Annotated in this window: 1 protein-coding gene and 2 pseudogenes; all 3 read left to right on the top strand. The window is 72.9% G+C overall.

Translation table 11 applies throughout. The annotated features are described in order from the left end of the window. Positions 1-50: 50 nt before the first annotated feature. On the top strand, positions 51-11,741 hold the full coding sequence (locus IE307_RS14670) for a type I polyketide synthase (RefSeq protein WP_191298493.1): 11,691 nt from the start codon (positions 51-53) through the stop codon (positions 11,739-11,741). 49 nt (positions 11,742-11,790) lie between these two features. Next, positions 11,791-17,091, top strand: a pseudogene (locus IE307_RS14665) (type I polyketide synthase); the annotation flags it as partial. Between the two features lie 2 nt (positions 17,092-17,093). Further along, positions 17,094-21,530 (top strand): annotated as a pseudogene (locus IE307_RS14660) (type I polyketide synthase); the annotation flags it as partial. Between the last annotated feature and the right edge of the window lie 11 nt (positions 21,531-21,541).

Here is a 21,541-nt window from a genome sequence, read left to right as displayed (position 1 = left end):
GCAATGTTCGCCATCACTGACGTCCCACGGAGTAGTTGGGGAGTGCGCACTTGAGCGAGTTCGATGACCTCCGTCCTGCCACCGGCGAGGTGGGGGACCGGGGAAACGAGCTGCCCGCGGGAAACTCGGGCGGGGCGGCACAGGCATTGCGCGATCTCGTCATGCGCGTGACCGCGGAGGTTCTCGCCGACATGGTGCCCGGCGCACCGGCCGTGGGCAGCGGCACCCGGTCGTTCCTCGACCTGGGGTTCGACTCGCTGGCGTCGGTCGAGCTGCACGCGCGTCTCGTCGCGGCCACCGGTCTCGAACTGCCCGTGACCGTCGTCTACGACCACCCGAACCCGCTCGCACTGGCCGCGCGCCTGGGCGCGGGTGACGACGAACTCGGTGCCGCGTCGGCGTTCCGGCCCATCGAGCACGACGACGACGTCGCGATCGTCGGCATCGGCTGCCGGTTCCCGGGGATGATCGACTCGCCGGAAGCGTTGTGGCGCCTGGTCGACGAGGGCGTCGACGCCGTGACCGGCTTCCCCGCCGACCGCGAGTGGGACGTCGAGGGGATCTTCGACGCGGACGCGTCCAAAGCCGGGAAGACCTACAGCCGCCACGGCGGGTTCCTGGACGCGGCAGGCGAGTTCGACGCCGAGTTCTTCGGGATCTCCCCGCGTGAGGCGACCGCGATGGACCCCCAGCAGCGCCTGGTGCTCGAGGTCTCCTGGGAGGCACTGGAACGCGCGGGTGTGGACCCGTCCTCGTTGCGCGGCAGCCGTTCCGGTGTGTTCATCGGTGTGGAGCCCCAGGAGTACGGGCCGCGACTGGCGGACGCGCCCGAAGGCTCCGAGGGCCACCTGCTGACCGGCAACGCGACGAGCGTGGTGTCCGGTCGCATCGCGTACGTCCTCGGCCTCGAGGGTCCCGCGCTGAGCCTGGACACCGCCTGCTCGGGTTCGCTCGTCGCACTGCACCTCGCCGCGCACTCGCTGAGGTCCGGTGAGTGCGACCTCGCGCTGGCCGGTGGTGTGGCGGTCATGGCCAGCCCCGGCAACTTCATCGCCTTCTCCCGCCAGCGGGGACTCGCACCCGACGGCCGGTGCAAGCCGTTCGACGAGTCGGCCGACGGCACCGGCTGGGGCGAGGGTGCCGGAGTCCTCGCCCTGGAACGACTTTCCGACGCCCGGCGCAACGGCCACCCGGTGCTCGCGGTCGTGCGCGCGTCCGCCATCAACCAGGACGGCGCCTCGAACGGCCTCACCGCGCCGAACGGCCTCGCGCAGCAGCGCGTGATCCACCAGGCGCTCGCGAACGCCCGGCTCGTCGCCGCCGACGTGGACGCCGTCGAGGCGCACGGCACGGGCACCCGCCTGGGAGACCCGATCGAGGCGCAGGCGATCCTCGCCACCTACGGCCGCGACCGCGAGGCCGACGCTCCGCTGTGGGTCGGTTCGATCAAGTCGAACATCGGCCACGCCCAGGCCGCCGCCGGCGCCGCGGGCGTGATCAAGATGATCATGGCGATGCGGCACGGATCCCTGCCGCGCTCGCTGCACCTCACCCGGCCGACGTCCCACGTGGACTGGTCGGCGGGCGCCGTCTCGCTGCTCACCGAAGCGCAGCCGTGGCCTGCCACCGGCCGCCCGCGCCGTGCCGGGATCTCGTCCTTCGGCATCTCCGGCACCAACGCCCACGTGATCATCGAAGAACCGCCGGCCGCGGAGGACGAGCGGACCGGCGACGTCGGGGACACCGCCGTCGCCTGGGTGTTGTCGGGCAAGACGCAGGACGCCCTGCGCGCCCAGGCCGAACGGCTGAAGGCCTTCGTCGGCAACGATCCGGCGCTGAGCCCGGCCGACGTCGGACTGTCGCTCGCCACCACCCGCGCCGCCCTCGAGCACCGCGCCGCCGTCGTCGGCCGCGATCGGGACGAGCTGCTGGCGGGCCTCGACGCCGTGCTCGACACGACCACCCCGGCTCTGCGGGACGTCGCGGGCACCGGCGGCCTCGCCTTCCTGTTCGCGGGTCAAGGTTCTCAGCGCCGCGCGATGGGACTCGAGCTGTACGAGCGCGACGAGGTGTTCGCCCGTGCGCTGGACGACGCGTGCGGCTACCTCGACATCCAGCTGGACGTCCCGTTGCTGGACGTGCTGTTCGCCGAGGAGGGCAGTGAGAACGCCGCCCTGATCGACCAGACCTCCTACGCCCAGCCCGCGCTGTTCGCGATCGAGGTCGCGCTGTACCGGATGCTCGAGGCGTGGGGACTGAAGCCCGACTGCGTCAGCGGGCACTCCATCGGGGAGATCGCCGCCGCGCACGTGGCGGGGGTTCTCGACCTCGAGGACGCCGCGACCCTGGTGGCCGCCCGCGGGCGGCTGATGCAGGAGCTCGAGGTGCGCGGCGCGATGGTGTCGCTGCGCGCGACTGAGGAAGAAGCGCTGGACCTGCTGAGCGGACACGAGGACGCGGCGGGCATCGCGGCGGTCAACGGACCGCGCTCGGTCGTGCTCTCCGGCGCCGAGGACGTCGTCCTGGAGATCGCCGACCGGTGGCAGGCCCAGGGCGGCAAGGCGAAGCGCCTCAACGTCAGCCACGCCTTCCACTCGCCGTTGATGCGGCCGATGCTGCACGAGTTCCGCCTGCTCCTCGAGTTCCTCTCCTTCTCCGCCCCGGCCATCCCGTTCGTCTCCACGGTCACCGGGCGTCTCGTGAACCCCGAGGAACTGTCCACACCGGACTACTGGGTGGCACATGTCAGCCAGGCCGTGCGGTTCCACGACGCAGTGCGGGTCATCGAATCGGCCGGTGTCACGACGTGCCTGGAGCTGGGCCCCGACGGGGTGCTCTCCGCGATGGCCGCGGACTGCCTGACCGACGAGGCCGACGTGCTGGTCCGGCCCGTGCTGCGCCGCGACCGTCCTGAGGAGATCGAAGCGCTCAGTGCACTGAGCCACGCTCACGTGCGCGGCGCGCGGGTCGACTGGGCCGCGGTGTTCCCCGCGTCCGCGAGGACCGTCGAGCTGCCCACCTACGCCTTCCAGCGCGAGCACTTCTGGCTGTCCGGATCCGCCGCGACCGACGCGGCCACGCTGGGCCTGGAGCCCGGTGACCACCCGGTGCTGGGCGCGACCGTCGCACTGGCCGACGGGGAAGGCCACCTGCTCACCGGACGGCTGTCCCTCGCGACGCACCCCTGGCTGGCCGACCACGTCGTGTTCGACCGCGTCGTCGTCCCGGGGGCCGTGCTGCTCGACCTCGCGGTGCGGGCGGCCGAGGAGGTCGGCTGCGCCGCAGTCGAGGAGCTGACCCTGCAGGCGCCCCTGGTGCTCGCGGAGTCCGGCTCCGTGCGGTTGCAGCTGCGGGTGGGTGCCGCCGACTCCGCCGGCAGGTCCGCGATCAGCGTGCACTCCAGGCTGCCGGAGTCCGGCGAGTGGGTCCTGCACGCCTCCGGTGCACTGGCCGTGGAGGCGTCGGCGCCGCAACAGTGGTCGTCGTCGTGGCCGCCTGCGGGAGCGCGCGAGGTTCCGCTCGACGGCGTCTACGACGACCTGGCCGCCACCGGTCTGGCCTACGGTCCCGTCTTCCGCGGACTGCGCGGCGCGTGGGTCGCGGGGGACGAGGTGTTCGCCGAGGTCACCCTGCCGGAGTCGGCCGGGATCGCCGCGGCGGACTTCGCCGTGCACCCGGCTCTGCTCGACGCTTCCCTGCACGCCATCGGGTTCGGTGGAGCCGGTGACGACGACGGCCGGGCGCGGTTGCCGTTCTCCTGGTCCGGCGTGTCGGTGCACGCGACCGGCGCGACATCTCTCCGCGTCAAGATCACCGTCAAGAGCGCCGACGAGGTCGGCCTGCACGCCGTCGACCCGGCGGGTGCGCCGGTCTTCACGGTCGACTCGCTCGTGTCCCGTGCGCCGTCCACGCAGAACGTCGTCACCACCAGTCTGTACACAGTGGACTGGGTGTCCGTGCCCGCAGGGACCTCACCGGCGTGGACTGCCTACGGCACGGCGGACTCCGCCCCTGGCGTGCTCGCCCTCGTCGTCTCGCCGGGTAGCGACGGTCCGGCCGGCGTGCGCGAGGCGACCCGCACCGTGCTCGCGGCCGTGCAGGACTTCCTCTCCGACGCCCGGTTCGCGGACTCGCGTCTCGTCGTGGTGACCACCGGCGCGGCCGGGCCGGACGTGACCGGCGTGGCCTCCGCGGCGGTGTGCGGTCTGGTGCGCTCGGCCCAGGCCGAACACCCCGGGCGGTTCGTCCTCCTCGACGGCCCCGAGGAGTTCGTCGGTGCCGCCGCCGGATGCGGTGAAGCCCAAGTGGCGGTGCGCGAAGGCGTTCTGCTCGCACCCCGTGTCGTGCGCGCCCCTGCGGCCGTCGGCGCCGAGCCGGCCCTGCCTGGCGAAGGCACCGTTCTGATCACCGGTGGCACCGGCGGGCTCGGAGCAGCACTGGCCAGGCACCTGGTGACCGCTCACGGCGTGACGAGCCTGGTGCTCACCAGCCGCCGCGGTGCCGAGTCGCCGGGAGCCGCCGAACTGAGCGCGGAGCTCACCGGGCTCGGCGCCCACGTCACGATCAGCGCGTGCGACGTCGCCGATCGCGCGGCCGTGCAAGCCGTCATCGCGGCCGTCCCGGCGGACCGTCCACTCGTCGGCGTGGTGCACGCCGCGGGTTCACTCGCCGACGGCGTCGTCACGTCGCTCGACGAGGAGCGCGTCGAGGCCGTGCTGCGCCCGAAGGTCGACGGCGCCTGGCACCTGCACGAGCTGACCAGCCACCTCGACCTGCGGTTGTTCGCCCTGTACTCCTCCACGTCCGGACTCTTCGAGGGCGCAGGGCAGGGCAACTACGCCGCCGCCAACAGCTTCCTCGACGCACTCGCGCTGCACCGCCACGCGAACGGCCTGCCGGCCCAGTCCCTGGTGTGGGGGTTGTGGGAGCTGGGCATGGGCGGCGGTCTGGCACCGGCGGAAGCCGAGCGGGCCGCCCGGCAGGGCTTCCCGGCGCTGGCGGAGCACGAAGGCCTCGCGTTGTTCGACGCGGCGCTGGCCTCCGGCCTCCCGCTCGCCGTCACCGCGCGGTTCGACCTCACCGCTCTCGAGGCGCGGTCCCGCGACGCCCTCCTCCCGCCGTTGCTCGACCGGCTCGTCAGGACGAGGTCGCGGCGCGCCACCGCAACCTCTCCCGCGGCGAGCGCGCGTCAGGCCGGGACGAACGCCGACCAGAAGGCGCTGCTCGGAATGGTGCGCGCCCAGGTCGCCGCCGTGCTGGGGCACGCCTCCGCGGAGCGCGTCGACCAGGACAAGGCCTTCACCGACCTCGGCTTCGACTCGCTGACCGCGATCGAGCTGCGCAACAACCTGAGCGCCGCCGCCGGTGTGCGGCTCCCGGCCACGGTGGTCTTCGACCACCCGACGCCCGCCGCGCTCGCGACGTTCCTGCACGTCCAGCTCTCCGGCGACGAGCCCGACCCGACCGCTCCGGTCCTCACCACGGCCGCGACGGACGAGCCGATCGCGATCGTCGGCATGGCGTGCCGCTTCCCGGGTGGCGTGGGCTCACCCGAGGACCTGTGGACCGTCGTCGCGTCGGGCACGGACACGATCTCCGGCTTCCCGGTCAACCGCGGCTGGGACCTCGACACCCTGTTCCACCCCGACCCCGACCACCGGGGCACCTCCTATGCGAGCGAAGGCGGGTTCCTGCACGAAGCGGACGCGTTCGACGCGGAGTTCTTCGGCATCTCCCCGCGCGAGGCGCTCGCGATGGATCCGCAGCAGCGCCTGCTGCTGGAGGTCGTGTGGGAATCACTCGAGAACGCCGGACTCGACCCCACGTCCCTGAAGGGCAGCAGGACCGGCGTCTTCGCCGGGGTCATGTACTACGACTACGCCCACAGCCTCGGCGCGATCCCCGAGGAGGTCGAGGGGTACATCGGCACCGGTACCTCGGCCAGCGTGCTGTCCGGCCGGGTGGCCTACACGCTCGGGCTGGAGGGGCCGGCGGTCACCGTCGACACCGCCTGCTCGTCGTCGCTCGTCGCCCTGCACCTCGCCTCGCAGGCGCTGCGCTCGGGGGAGTGCGGGCTGGCTCTCGCGGGCGGCGTCACGGTCATGGCGACACCCGAGACGTTCGTGGACTTCTCCCGCCAGCGCGGCCTGGCCGCCGACGGGCGCAGCAAGTCCTTCGCGTCCGCCGCCGACGGCACCAGCTGGTCGGAAGGTGTGGGCGTGCTCGTGCTGGAACGGCTGTCGGACGCGCGGCGCAACGGCCACGAGGTACTGGCCGTCGTGCGAGGCTCCGCGGTGAACCAGGACGGCGCGTCGAACGGTCTGACCGCGCCGAACGGCCCGTCGCAGCAGCGGGTGATCCGGCAGGCTCTGGCCAACGCAGGTCTGTCCACTTCGGACGTGGACGCGGTGGAGGCGCACGGCACGGGAACCCGGCTCGGGGACCCGATCGAGGCGCAGGCACTGCTCAACACCTACGGACAGGACCGTGACGGACGACCGCCGTTGTGGCTGGGATCCGTCAAGTCCAACTTCGGGCACACGCAGGCCGCGGCCGGTGCCGCGGGTGTGATCAAGATGGTCCTCGCCATGCGGAACGGGACGCTGCCCGCGACGTTGCACGTGGACGCCCCGACGCCGCACGTCGAGTGGGACACCGGCGCGGTGTCGCTGCTGACCGAGCAGGTTCCGTGGCCCGCGGCCGACCGGCCGAGGCGAGCTGCCGTCTCCTCGTTCGGCATCTCCGGCACCAACGCGCACGTGATCCTCGAGGCTCCGGACGAGGCGGAGGTCCCCGTCCGCGCGACGGACGAGAGCACCTCCAGGATCGCCTGGGTGCTCTCGGGCAAGACGTCGGCGGCGGTGCGGGAGCAGGCGCGGCGGCTGAGCGATTTCGTCGGCTCCGACGCGTCTCCGGCGGACGTCGGCTTCTCGCTGGCCACTGCTCGCGCCGCGCTCGAGACGCGCGCTGTCGTGACCGGCGCCGACCTGCAGGAGCTCGTGGCCGCCCTGGACGTTCTCGCTGACGGCTCAGCCGGTTCCGAGGTGGTGGAAGGCACGGTCCTCAGTGGACCTGTGGCGTTCCTGTTCGCCGGTCAGGGTTCGCAGCGCGTCGGGATGGGTCGTGGGCTGTACGACGAGTTCCCGGTCTTCGCCTCGGCCTTCGACGAGGTGTGCGCGTTGCTGCCGGGCGTGCGCGAGGTGGTGTTCGGCGCTGACGCCGACGCGCTGAACCGGACCGCCGTGGCGCAGCCGGCGTTGTTCGCCGTCGAGGTGGCGTTGTTCCGGCTCGTGGAGTCGTGGGGCGTCCGCCCGGAGTTCCTGGTGGGGCACTCGATCGGCGAGATCGCGGCGGCGCACGTCGCCGGGGTGTTCTCGCTGGGCGACGCCGCCCGGCTGGTGGCGGCGCGTGGCCGGTTGATGCAGGAACTGCCGGCCGGTGGCGTGATGGTGGCGGTGCGGGCCGGCGAGGACGAGGTCGGGGAGTTCCTCTCGGACGAGGTGTCGCTGGCCGCCGTCAACGGTGCCGGTTCGGTCGTCCTGTCCGGTGTGGAGGGTCCGGTTCTGGCGGCGGTCGACGAGCTCACCGCGCGGGGCCGGAAGTGCACGCGGTTGTCGGTGTCGCACGCGTTCCACTCGGTGCTCATGGAGCCGGCGCTGGACGAGTTGCGTGCGGTGGCGGAGTCGATCGAGTACCGCGAACCGGTGGTGCCGATGGTGTCCACCGTGACGGGCTCCCTGGTGGAACCGGGTGTGGTGACGTCGCCGGAGTACTGGGTCCGGCACGCGCGGCAGGCCGTGCGGTTCGCCGACGCGGTGGCCGTGTGCGCGGAGCTCGGGGTGACGCGGTTCGTCGAGCTGGGCCCGGACAGCTCGCTGTCGGGAATGGGCGCGGAGAGCGCGGAGGAGAGCGTCTTCGTCCCGCTGCTGCGCAAGAAGCACGACGAGGTCAAGTCCTTCACCACGGCACTCGCGCGGTTGCACGCGCACGGCGTGCCCATCACGTGGGACGCCATGTTCCCCGGCGCCCGGCGGGTGCCGTTGCCGACCTACGCCTTCCAGCACGGGACGTACTGGCTGGAGGCGCCGCGCACGCGGGCCGGCACGACCGGGCTCGGGCTCGCCCCCGCCGAGCACCCCCTGCTCGGCGCGGCCGTCGAGTTCGCGGAAGGCGACGGGTTCCTGTTCACCGGAAGCCTCTCCCGCGCGAGCCACGGCTGGCTGACCGACCACGTCGTGCTGGACCAGGTGATCGTGCCCGGCGCGTGCCTGGTCGAACTGGCCGTGCGCGCCGCGGACGAGGTCCGCTGCGGCACCGTCGAGGAGCTGACGCTCCAGACCCCGCTGGTGCTGCCGGAATCCGGCGCGGTGGACATCCGGGTGCAGGTCGGTCCCGCCGCCGCGGACGGTCGCCGCTCCATCGGCGTTCATTCGCGCACGGGCGGTTCCCTCACCGGCGACCCCTGGACGCGGCACGCCACGGGATCCCTGGTGCCCGCCGCGCCCGCGCCGGACTTCGACCTGCGGGAGTGGCCCCCGGCAGGAGCCGAGCCGGTGGCGGTCACCGGCAGGTACGAGGAGCTCGCCGGGACCGGGCTGGCCTACGGTCCCGCGTTCCAGGGACTGACCGCCGCCTGGCGGCTCGGTGACGACGTCTTCGCCGAGGTGGCGATCGCGGACGACACCACCCACCCGGAGTACGGGCTGCACCCGGCGCTGCTGGACGCCTCGCTCCACGCGATCGGCCTGGCCGAGGACACGCCGTTGTCGCTGCCGTTCGTGTTCAACGGCGTCACGCTGCACGCGTCCGGTGCCGGTGCACTGCGGGTCAGACTGCGCGAGGAGAGCGGTGACACCTGGTCGATCCGGGTGGCGGACAGCGCCGGCGAGCCGGTGATGACCGTGGAGTCCCTGGTGCTGAAGGAGATCTCCGCCGAGGGGCTGCAGTCGCAGAAGCAGAACGACTGGTCGTTGCGCGTGGAGTGGGCGCCGGTCGTGCTCGGCGACGCGGCCGAGTGGACGGACTACGAGGCTGTCGAAGGCAAAGCTCCCGCGCACGTCGTCCTTCACATGCCGGTGGACCACGAGCTGGAGGTGCCCGAAGCGGCGCGCCGGCTGTCCCACCGGATGCTGGACGTCCTCCAGCGCTGGGTGGCGGAGGACCGCTGCACGGGCTCGCAGCTCGTCGTGGTGACCGAGGGCGCCGTTGCCGTCGAGTCCACTGTGGACAATCCGGCGACCGCGGTCGTCTGGGGTCTCGTCCGCACCGCGCAGCAGGAGTACCCCGGCCGTTTCCTGCTCGTCGACGCCGAACCCGGCGCGGCGATCGGGCACGAGCTGCTGGGCAGGCTGATCGGGTCGGGGGAGCAGCAGGTGGCCGTGCGCGGCGACCAGGTCCTCGCGCCGCGGATCGTGTCCGCGGCCAAGGACCGGCTCTCACCCCCGCCGGGAACGGACGCGTGGGTGCTGGGGATGTCCGGCAAGGGCACGCTCGACCACCTGGTCCTGACGTCCAACCCCGGTGTGCTGGAACCGATCGCGCCCGGTGACGTGCGCATCGGCGTCCGTGCCGCCGGGCTGAACTTCCGCGACGTGCTGACCGTGCTCGACATGTACCCCGGAGACGCCGGGACGATCGGCAACGAGGCCGCCGGCGTGGTGCTCGAAGTCGGTTCCGAGGTGACCGACCTGCGTCCGGGCGACCGGGTGATGGGACTGGTCATCGGCGGGATCGGCCCCGTCGCCGACGCCGACCGCAGGCTGGTCACCCGGATGCCGCGCGGATGGACGTTCGAACAGGCCTCTGCGGTGCCGCTGGTGTTCCTGACGGCGTACTACGGCCTGTGCGACCTCGGCCGGCTCGAGAAGGGCCAGTCCGTCCTGATCCACGCCGCCGCGGGCGGTGTCGGCATGGCGGCGACCCAGCTCGCGCAGCACCTCGGTGCGGAGGTCTTCGGCACCGCGAGCACCGGGAAGTGGGACGTCCTGCGAGAGGCGGGGCTGGACGACCCGCACATCGCGTCGTCGCGTGACCTCGACTTCGAGGACATCTTCTGCGCGGCGACCGTCGGACGCGGTGTCGACGTCGTGCTCAACGCGCTGTCGGGCGAGTTCGTGGACGCGTCGCTGCGCCTGGTCACCCCCGGCGGTCACTTCGTGGAGATGGGCAAGACCGACGTCCGCGACGCCGCCGAGATCAGCGCGCGGTACGGCCAGGTCACCTACCGGGCGTTCGACCTGATCGACGCGGGACCGGACCGGATCGCGGAGATCTGGGCGGAGCTGGACGAGCTGTTCGAACGGGGGCAGCTCACGCCGTTGCCGACCAAGAGCTGGAACGTCTTCCAGGCGCAGGAGGCCTTCCGCTTCATCAGCCAGGCCAAGCACGTCGGCAAGGTGGTCCTCACCCTGCCCAGGCCGATGAACCCCGACGGCACGGTCCTCGTCACCGGCGGCACCGGTGCGCTCGGCAGCGCGGTCGCACGGCACCTCGCGACCGAGCACGGCATCCGCCACCTCCTGCTGATCAGCCGCCGCGGAGCGGACGCGCCGGGCGCCGAGCAGCTGCGCGCCGAACTGGCCGGGCTCGGAGCCACCGCGACCATCGCCGCCTGCGACACCGCCGACCGCGACGCGCTGGCCGGCGTGCTGGACGACATCGGGCGGGACCGGCCGCTGACCGCTGTCGTGCACACCGCCGGTGTGCTCGACGACGGACTGCTCGGATCGCTCACGCCGGCACGACTGGACGCGGTGCAGCGCGCGAAGGTGGACGCGGTCTGGCACCTGCACGAGCTGACCAGGCACCTCGACCTGGCGCGGTTCGTCGCGTTCTCCAGCATCACCAGCATCACCGGCACCGAGGGACAGGCCAACTACGCGGCGGCCAACGCCTTCGTCAACGCCGTCGCCGAGCACCGCCGCGGCAGCGGCCACGTCGGCCAGGCCCACGCGTGGGGCCTGTGGGAGGACGGCATGGGAGCCGCCCTGTCCCGCGCCGACCTGGACGTGATGGAACAGGAGGGCTTCGGCGCACTGGCCACGGCCGAGGGCATGGCCCTGTTCGACGACGCGCTGCGTGCCGACGAGCCCGTCGCCGTCCCGGTGAAGCTCGACCGCGCCGCACTGCGCAAGTTCGCCCGGCACAACGAGATCAACCAGATGTGGCACGACCTCGGTCGCGCCGCACCCCGCCGGGTCACCGAGGCGGCCCAGTCGTCCTCGCTGGCGGAACGACTCGCCTCCCTGACGGAGACCGAGCAGAACACGTTCCTGGTCGACCTCGTCCGCGGGCACGCCGCCGCCGTCCTCGGCCACAGCGACGTGGCCGTGCTGGAGACGACCAAGCCGTTCACGGACATCGGCCTCGACTCCCTGACGGCGGTCGAGCTGCGCAACCGGATCAACGCCGCGGCGGAGGTGCGGCTGTCCGCGACGGCCGTCTTCGACCACCCCACGACGGTCGCGCTCGCGGCGCACCTCAGGGAGTTGCTGGCTCCGCAGGGTGCCGCCAGGTTGTCCGCGGCCGCGGTGCTCGCGGAGCTGGACCGCCTGGAGACGAGCCTGCTGGCGGTCGACGGCGAGGACGGCGGCCACCTGACGATCGTGCTGCGGCTGGAGGAGCTGCTGTCGACGTTCTCGGCGGCGGCCGCCGGTCCGGACGAGGCCGCGGGCGGCGACTTCGCGGACGCGTCGGCCGACGAGCTCGTCGACTTCCTGGAACGAGAGTTCGGCCTCTCCTGAACGAGCACGGCCCCCTGTCCTGGTCAACATTCCTTTTTGAGGTTGTGAAATGGCGGATCAAGAGAAGCTGGTCGGTCTGCTGAAGAAGCTGACCGCGGACCTTCAGCAGACCAGGACGCGCCTGCGCCAGGCGGAGTCCCGCGACAGGGAGCCGATCGCGATCATCGGGATGGCCTGCCGCTTCCCCGGTGACGTCGAGAGCCCCGAGGACCTGTGGCGCCTGGTCGACGAGGAGCGCGAGGGCATCTCGGCGTTCCCGACCAACCGCGGGTGGGACCTCGACGGGTTGTTCGACGCCGATCCGGAGGCCTCCGGCAGCAGCTACGCGACCACCGGTGGCTTCGTGCACACGGCGGACCAGTTCGACGCGGACTTCTTCGGCATCTCCCCGCGCGAGGCACTGGCGATGGACCCGCAGCAGCGCCTGCTGCTGCAGGTCACGTGGGAGACGATCGAACGGGCGGGCATCGCTCCCGGCTCCCTGGCCGGCACGAAGACCGGTGTGTACGCCGGCGTCTCGTCGCAGGAGTACGGGCCGCGGCTGCACGAACAGGCGCTGAACGTGGAGGGGTACCTCCTCACCGGCACCACGTGCTCCGTCCACTCCGGACGGATCGCCTACAGCCTCGGGCTCGAAGGCCCCGCCGTTTCGGTGGACACCGCCTGCTCGTCGTCGCTCGTGGCGATGCACTTCGCCGTGCAGGCTCTGCGCAGCGGTGAGTGCGACCTCGCCCTGGCGGGCGGCGCGAACATCATGGGCGGGCCCGGCGTCTTCGTGGAGTTCTCGCGTCAGCGCGGCCTTTCACCGGACGGGCGGTGCAAGTCGTTCGCCGAGTCCGCCGACGGCACCGGGTGGTCCGAGGGCGTCGGCATGGTGATGCTCGAACGGCTCTCCGACGCCCGCCGCAACGGCCACAACGTGCTCGCGGTCATCAAGGGCTCGGCCATCAACCAGGACGGCGCGTCGAACGGGCTCACCGCGCCCAGCGGACCCGCCCAGAAGAGCGTCATCGCGCAGGCCCTCGCCGACGCCCGGCTGTCGACCAGGGACGTCGACGTGGTCGAGGCGCACGGCACCGGCACCCGGCTCGGCGACCCGATCGAGGCCCAGGCCGTCCTCGCGACCTACGGACAGGACCGTCCCGGCGACCGGCCGGTCCGGCTGGGCTCGCTGAAGTCCAACATCGGCCACACCCAGTGCGCCGCGGGTGTCGGCAGCGTCATCAAGATGGTGATGGCGTTGCAGCACAACACCCTGCCCAAGACCCTGCACGTCGACAACCCGACGCCGTTCGTCGACTGGGAGTCGGGTTCCGTCGAGCTGCTGACGCGGGCGCAGGAGTGGCCCCGCCACGACCAGCCGCGCCGCGCCGGCGTGTCCTCCTTCGGCATCTCGGGGACCAACGCCCACCTGATCCTCGAAGAGGCACCCGCCGAGGTCGTGGAAGACGAGCCTCGCGGCCGCACGCACCCGCCCGTTCCCGTCGTGCTGTCCGGGACGAACCGCGAGGCGCTCGCGGCGCAGGCCCGGCGACTGCTGTCCTCTGTGGACGCGGACCCGGCCGTGAGCCCGCTCGACATCGCGTACTCGCTCGCCACCGGCCGGACCGCGCTCGCCGAGCGGGGTGTCGTCCTCGCCACGGACCGGGCGAGCCTCCTCGACGGCCTTACCGTCCTCGCCGACGGGGGCAGGAGCGACCAAGTCCTGCAGGGAAGCGTGAGCGGCGGCAAGACCGCCTTCCTGTTCACCGGCGGAGGCGCGCAGTACCTGGGCATGGGACGCGACCTGTGCGCGGCCCACCCCGCGTTCGCCGCCATCTTCGACGCGGTGATGGCGGAGTTCGACGCCCACCTCCCGCGACCGCTGCGCGAGGTCGTGTTCGCGGAGGACTCCGCCCTGCTCGACCGGATCGACTACATGCTGCCCGCGTTGTTCGCCGTCGAGGTGTCGGTGGCGCGGCTGCTGGAGTCCTGGGGCGTCGTCCCGGACTTCGTGGCGGGGCACTCGATCGGCGAGTTCGCCGCCGCGCACGTCGCCGGCGTCTGGTCGCTGGCCGACGCCGCGCGCATCGTCGCGATCCGCGGCCGGTTGATGAACTCGTTGCCGCCGGGCGGCGCGATGGTCGCGATCCAGGCCTCGGAGGAGGAGGTCGCGCCCGAACTGACCGGTCTTGTCGGGTTCGCGGCGCTGAACGGGCCGACGTCGGTCGTGATCTCCGGTGACGAACAGACCGCGATGGTCATCGCCCAGCGGTTCAAGGACCGGGGGCGCAAGGCCAAGAAGCTCGTCGTCAGCCAGGCCTCGCACTCGGCGTTGATGGACGGCATCCTCGACGAGTTCGGCCGGGCCACCGCGGAACTGACGTACAACGCGCCGCGCATCCCGATCATCTCGACGCTCACGGGCAAGCAGGCCGGGGCGGACGAGGTGGGCGACCCGCAGTACTGGGTGCGGCACATCCGCCGGCCCGTCCGGTTCACCGACGCCGTGGGCCTGCTCGAACGCGAGGGCGTCACCCGCTACGTCGAGGTCGGGCCCAACGGGGTGCTGACCACAGCCGCGATGGAGATCGTGGAACGGCCCGACGCCGCCGTGTTCGTCCCGTCGCTGCACAAGAAGAACGCCGAGGACCTGGACCTCGCCACCATGGCGGCCCGGCTGCACATCAGCGGGGCGCCGATCGACTGGACGGCGTTGTTCGGCGGCACGGGCGCTCGCCGCGTCGAGGTGCCCACCTACGCGTTCCAGAACAGCCCGTACTGGCTCGCGAACGACGACGCCCCCGCCGACCTGAGCTCGATCGGGCTCGTCTCGGCGGAGCACCCGGTGCTCGAGGCGTCGATCCTGCCCGCGGACGGCGACGGGGCGCTGTTCGCCGGACGGGTGTCGCTCTCCTCGCACTCCTGGCTCGCCGACCACGCCGTCCTGGGCACGGTGATCGTGCCGGGCGCGGGGCTGGTCGAACTGGCGATCCGCGCCGGGGACGAGGTCGGGTGCGGCACGGTCGACGAACTGACCCTGCACGCGCCCGTGCTGCTGACCCCGGAGGCCTCCCTGGCCCTGCAGGTGGTCGTGGGCGACTCCGACGAGGACGGCCGCCGGTCGATCTCCATCCACAGCCGGCACCCCGCGGGGCAGTCGTGGACCCGCCACGCGGACGGGTGGCTGCGGCCCACCGCCACCGGCGAGGACTGGGCACCGGGGGAGTGGCCGCCCAGCGGCGCGGATCCCGTCGCCCTCGACGGCTTCTACGACCGCCTGGCCGGCTCCGGCTTCGGTTACGGCCCCGTGTTCCGGGGCCTGCGGGCGGCGTGGCGGCGCGACGGCGAGGTCTTCGCCGAGATCGCCCTGCCGGAGGCCGGTGCCGACGGCTTCACGATCCACCCGGCCCTGCTCGACGCGGCGCTGCACACCTTGTTCCTGGCTTCCGGTGCGGAGGAGTCCCCCGCTCTGCCGTTCTCCTGGGGCGGTGTCACGTTGCACGCCACCGGTGCCCGCACGCTGCGGGTGCGGTTGACGGGCGCGGACGGGAGCTCCGGAACGCTGACCGCGGTCGACGACGCCGGGCAGCCGGTGATCTCCGTCGAGTCGATCGCCGTCCGGCCCGTCACCGCGGGCCAGCTGCGCAGCGCGGACGCGCGGGAGAACCTGTACGCGGTCGAGTGGCAGGGCACGCGGGCTCAGAACACCCAGCCCTGGACCGACCACGCCGACCTGCCCGCCGGTGCCGTCGAGGGGAACGTCGTGTACTCGGCGCTGCCCGGCGACGACCCGGTCGCCGACACGCACCGGCTCACCGCGAACGTGCTGGGCGTCCTGCGCACCTGGCTCGAGGACGAGCGGTTCGCCGCGGCGACCCTCGTCGTGCGGACCAGCGGCGCGACCGATCCCGGTGCACCGTGCCCCGCCTCCGCCGCGGTGTGGGGCCTGGTCCGCTCCGCCCAGTCGGAGAACCCCGGCAGGTTCGTCCTCGTCGACGGCCCGGCCGAGGCGGTCGGCGAGGCTCTCGCGACCGGTGAGCCCCAGGTCGCCGCACGGGGCGGTGAGCTGGTGGTGCCGCGCCTGGTGCCCGCTGCGGCCGCTGACGACCCGGCGACGTGGGACCCGGACGGCACCGTGCTGATCAGCGGCGCCGGGGACCTGGGAGCGCTGGCCGCCCGGCACCTGGTGACCGAGCACGGCGTCCGGCACCTGGTCCTGACCAGCCGCCGCGGGCTCGACGCGCCGGGAGCGGCGGAGCTGCGCGACGAACTGACGGCTCTGGGCGCGGAGGTCGTCGTGGAGCGCTGCGACGCCGCCGACCGGCAGGACGTCGCCGCCGTGCTCGGGCGCATCCCGGCCGGGCACCCGCTGACCGGCGTGGTCCACGTCGCGGGTGTGCTCGACGACGGCGTGGTCACCACGATCACCCCGGAACGACTCGCGGGCGTGCTCGTCCCCAAGGTCGACGCGGCATGGCACCTCCACGAGCTCACGAAGGACATGGGCCTGCGGCACTTCGTCCTGTACTCGTCGGCCGCCGGCGTCCTCGGCTCTCCCGGGCAGGGCAGCTACGCCGCCGCCAACAGCTTCCTGGACGCCCTGGCCGCCCACCGCCGCGCGCGCGGTCTCGCCGCGCTGTCGCTGGCCTGGGGACCGTGGCAGCAGGACCGGGGTCTGACGGTCCACCTCGACGACACCCAGGTGGATCGCCTCGGCCGGGACGGCTTCGGCTCGCTGGACCGCGCGGAGGGCATGCGCGCCTTCGACACCGCGCTGGCGGTCGACGACGCGCTCGCCGTGCCGGTGAAGATCGATTTCACCGTCCTGAACCGCCTGGCGCGCACCACCGAGATCCCGGCCGTCCTGCGCGGCCTGGTGCGCACGGCCGGGCGGCGCAACGCGACCTCCCGCGAGGCGCGGGAACGCTCCCTCGTCGAACGCCTGGCCGCGCTGCCCGCCGCCGAACGGCAGGACGCGGTGCTGGAGGCCGTGCTGGAGCAGGTCGCCGACGTGCTGGGCCACAGCTCCGGAGCGCTGATCGACGCGGAGCGCGCGTTCACCGAGCTGGGCTTCGACTCGCTCAGCTCCGTGAACCTGCGCAACAAGCTCAACACGACGTTCGGGCTGCGCCTGGCCGCCACGGTCGTCTTCGACCACCCGTCGCCCCGCGCGGTCGCCGTCTTCGTCCTCTCGCTGCTGCCGGGACTCGCCGAGCCGGTCGCCGAGGTGGACGTCCCGGTCGCCGACGAGGTGTCCGCAGAGGCCGACCTGATCGACGAGCTGGACGCCGACGAACTGGTGAAGCGCGTCATGGCGGCCACCCAGGACGAGCTCCTGTCACTCACCCCCGGTTCGGAGAACTCCTGATGCCCTCCAACGAAGAACTTGTCGCGGCACTGCGGGAGTCGGTCAAGGAGAGCACCAGGCTGGCCGCCCGCAACCGGAAGCTGGCCGACGACGCCCACGCGCCGGTCGCGATCATCGGCATGGCCTGCCGCTACCCCGGCGGAGTCGACTCGCCGGAAGCGCTGTGGGACCTGGTCGCGTCCGGCACCGACGCGGTGTCGGCGTTTCCCGGCGACCGCGGCTGGAACCTCGGCGAGCTGTTCCACCCCGACCCCGACCACCGCGGCACCTCGTACTCCCGCGAGGGCAGCTTCCTGCACGACGCCGGCGACTTCGACCCGAACTTCTTCGGGATCTCGCCGCGCGAGGCGCTCGCGATGGACCCGCAGCAACGGCTGATGCTCCAGGTCAGCTGGGAGGCCGTGGAGCACGCGCGGATCGACCCGACGACGCTCAAGGGCAGCAAGACCGGCGTGTTCGCCGGGCTCATGTACGGCGACTACGGCGTCGGCGTCGGGGAGCTGCCCGAAGGCGTCGAGGGCTTCCTGGGCAACGGGACCCAGGGCAGCGTCCTGTCCGGCCGGGTGGCCTACACCCTCGGCCTGGAGGGGCCGGCGCTGACGGTCGACACCGCCTGCTCGTCGTCACTGGTCGCCGTTCACCTCGCCGTGCAGGCGCTGCGCACCGGCGAGTGCTCGATGGCGCTCGCCGGCGGTGTGTGCGTCATGGCCATCGCCGACACCTACGTCGAGTTCTCCCGGCAACGCGCGCTCTCCCCGGACGGCCGCTGCAAATCCTTCTCCGCCTCCGCCAACGGCACCGGATTCGGTGAGGGCGCGGGAATCCTGCTGCTGGAGAAGCTCGAGGACGCCGAGCGCAACGGTCACCACGTGCTCGCGGTCATCCAGGGCTCCGCGGTCAACCAGGACGGCGCGTCCAACGGTCTCACCGCGCCCAACGGCCCGTCGCAGCAGCGCGTCATCCGTGCCGCACTCGCCGACGCCCGCCTGCCCGCGGGCGAGGTCGACGCGATCGAGGCGCACGGCACCGGCACCGAGCTCGGCGACCCGATCGAGGCCGACGCCCTGCTGGCCACCTACGGCCAGGACCGCGCGGAGCCGTTCTGGCTCGGCTCTATCAAGTCCAACATCGGGCACACCCAGTCCGCCGCCGGAGCCGCCGGGATCATCAAGATGGTCGAGGCGCTGCGCCGCGGCGAGCTGCCGCGCACGTTGCACGTCACCGAACCCTCGTCGGCCATCTCGTGGGACTCGGGCAACGGGCGCCTGCTCACCGAACACCGCGACTGGCCCGCCACCGGACACCCGCGCACCGCGGCGGTGTCGTCGTTCGGCATCAGCGGCACCAACGCCCACGTCGTCCTGCGCGAGGCGCCGGCGCGGGCGGCCCGTGTGCGCACGGCCGAAACGCCGGCCCGCGTTCCCTGGGTGCTCTCCGGAACCAGCGCCGAGGCGGTGCGCCGCCAAGCGGAGCGCCTGACGCGCCGGGTGCCCGGGCTCGACCCCGTGGACGTCGCCCTCACCCTCGCCACCGGTCGCGCCGCGCTCCCGCACCGCGCGGTGGTCTTCGGGGAGGAGGGGCTGGCCGCCCTGGCGTCCGGTGCGGACTCACCCGAGGTGATCACCGGCGCCCAGAGCACCGGCAAGATCGCGTTCCTGTGCACCGGTCAGGGGGCGCAGCGACTCGGCATGGGCCGGGAGCTGTCCGTCCACCCGGTGTTCGCGGAGAAGCTCGCCGAGGTGGCGGCACACCTCGACAAGCACACCGACTTCTCGCTGCTGGACGTCGTGCACGGCACCGTGCCGGAGGCCCTCGACCAGACGGCGGTGACCCAGCCCGCGCTTTTCGCGTTCGAGGTGGCGCTCGCGGAGCTGGTGAGGTCGTGGGGCGTGCGGCCCGACTACCTGCTCGGCCACTCCATCGGCGAGCTGACCGCAGCGCACCTCGCGGGCGTGTGGTCGCTCGAGGACGCGGCGAGGCTGGTCGCGGCCCGCGGCAAGCTCATGCAGGCGTTGCCGGCGGGCGGCGCGATGGTCGCGGTCGTGGCCGCGGAGAACGAGATCGAGCTGCTGCCGGGCGTGAGCATCGCGGCGGTCAACGGCCCGCGGTCGCTCGTGCTGTCGGGCGACGAGGCGGCCGTCACCGAGATGGCAGCCCGGTTCGAGCGCTCCAAGCGGCTCGCGGTCAGCCACGCGTTCCACTCGCACCTCATGGACGACATGCTCGCCGGGTTCCGGGAGATCGCCCGCGACGTCGAGCACGCCGCGCCGCGGATCCCGCTGATCTCCAACCTCACCGGCGCGGTCGCCACCGCCGAGCAGGTCACCGACCCGGAGTACTGGGTGCGGCACGTCCGCGGGACCGTCCGCTTCGCCGAGGGCATGGCCACCCTGCACGGCGCGGGTGTCCGCCGCTTCGTGGAGATCGGCCCGGACGCGGCGCTGTCCGCGCTGGCTCCCGACTGCGTCCCTGACGGGCTGTTCCTGCCCGTGCAGCGCAAGAACCGCGACGAGGTCACCACCGCCGCGCAGGCGCAGGCCACCCTGTTCGCGAACGGCGTCAAGCTCGACTGGGCCGGCATGTTCGCGGGCGCCGAGACCGTCGACCTCCCGACCTACCCGTTCGAGCGGGAGCGGTTCTGGCTCGCGCCGCAACGGGTCGAGCGGGCGAGCGGATGGCGCCACCGCATCCGGTGGACACCCATCTCGACCGAAGCAGGCTCGCCAGGACCGTGGACGGTCGTCGCGGATCAGGACGACGCCTGGGCGCAGGCCGCCGCCGAAGCGCTGGGGACGACCGTCGTCAGCGCCGCCGACGCCCGCGAGGGCAACGTCCTCGCCTTCGCCGGCAACGGCAAGGAAGCCGCCGCGTTGGTGCGGGAGAACACCACGTTGTGGTGCGCCACCAGGGGAGCGGTCGCCATCGGCGCGCAGGAGCGCGTCACCTCGCCCGAGCAGGCCGGGGTGTGGGGTGTCGGCCGCGTCGCCGCGATCGAGCAACCCCGTTCCTGGGGTGGTTGCGTCGACCTGCCGGAGGTCCCGGACGCCCGCTCCGTCGCGCGGCTGCTGGAAGTCCTGTCCGGCAACGAGGACGAGGTCGCGATCCGCCCGTCCGGCGTCCACGCCCGCCGCCTCGTCCCCGCCGAGCCCGCCACGGGAACGTGGACGACGAGCGGCACCGCCCTGATCACCGGTGGCACGGGTGCGCTCGGCGCGGTGGTCGCCCGGCGGCTGGTCGCGGCGGGCACGCAACGCCTGGTCCTGTTGTCGCGCAGGGGAGAGGACGCTCCCGGAGCGCGTGAGCTCGCCGCGGAACTCACCGGACTCGGTGCGCGGGTGAGCGTCCACGCCTGTGACGCGGCCGACCGCGAGGCACTGGCCTCCGTCGTGTCCGAGCTGGACGACCTCCGGGTCGTCGTGCACACCGCCGGAATCCTGGACGACGGCCTGATCGCGGGCCTCACCCCGGACAGGTTCGACGCCGTCGCCCGGCCGAAGGTCGACGCCGCGCACCACCTCGGCGACCTCACCCAGGACCTCGACCTGGACGCGTTCGTGCTCTACACCTCCGTCGCCGGGGTGCTCGGCAACGGCGGCCAGGCGGCCTACGCCGCAGCCAACGCCCACCTCGACGCACTGGCCGAGCAGCGGCGTTTCGACGGGCTGCCCGCCACGGCGGTGGCGTGGGGTCCGTGGGCCGAGGGCGGCATGGCCGGCGCGCTCGACGAGGGCGTGCGCCGGATGGGACTGCGGCCGATGGATCCGCGGGCCGCCGTCGACGCGCTGGTCGAGTCGCTGGCCGCGAACGACGCCGCGGTGACCGTGGCGGACTTCGACTGGCCCGCCTACCTGGACACCTCGCGCCCGGCACCGGTCCTCGCGGAGATTCCCCGCCCGCAGGCGGAGAGTCCTGCCGCGACGGTGGTGCCGGACCTGCGCGACCGGCTCGCCGGGCTGATCGAGCCCGAGCAGCGCCGTCTGCTGCTCGACCTGGTCCGCGAGGTCGTCGCCAAGGTCCTGGGACACCCGAGCGGCACGACGATCGAACCGGACCGCGCGTTCAGCGAGCTCGGCTTCGACTCGCTGACCGCGGTCGAGCTGCGCAACCGCCTGGACGCCGCGGCGTCGCTGTCGGTTCCGTCGACCCTGGTCTTCGACCACCCGACACCACTGGCGCTCGCGGACTACCTGTGGGGCGAGGTGGCGGGCCCCGAGCGCGCGGCGGAAGCCCTGCTGCGCGACCTCGACAGAGCCGCCGACGTGCTGGGCGGCCTCGGCGACACCGAGGCGCGCGCCGCCGTCCTGGAGCGCCTGCACGCGCTCGTCGCGGAGTTCGGCTCCGCACCAACGACTTCCCGCGGAGCTGTGGCGCGGACCGACCTCACCGAGGCGTCCGACGACGAGCTCTTCGCCTTCATCGACCAACAGCTCGGCACCTGAGCCGGCTCGCG

Origin of the sequence: Lentzea cavernae (genome assembly GCF_014653695.1) — a bacterium.
Taxonomy (GTDB): domain Bacteria; phylum Actinomycetota; class Actinomycetes; order Mycobacteriales; family Pseudonocardiaceae; genus Lentzea; species Lentzea cavernae.
This window is presented reverse-complemented; position numbering and strand designations above follow the sequence as displayed.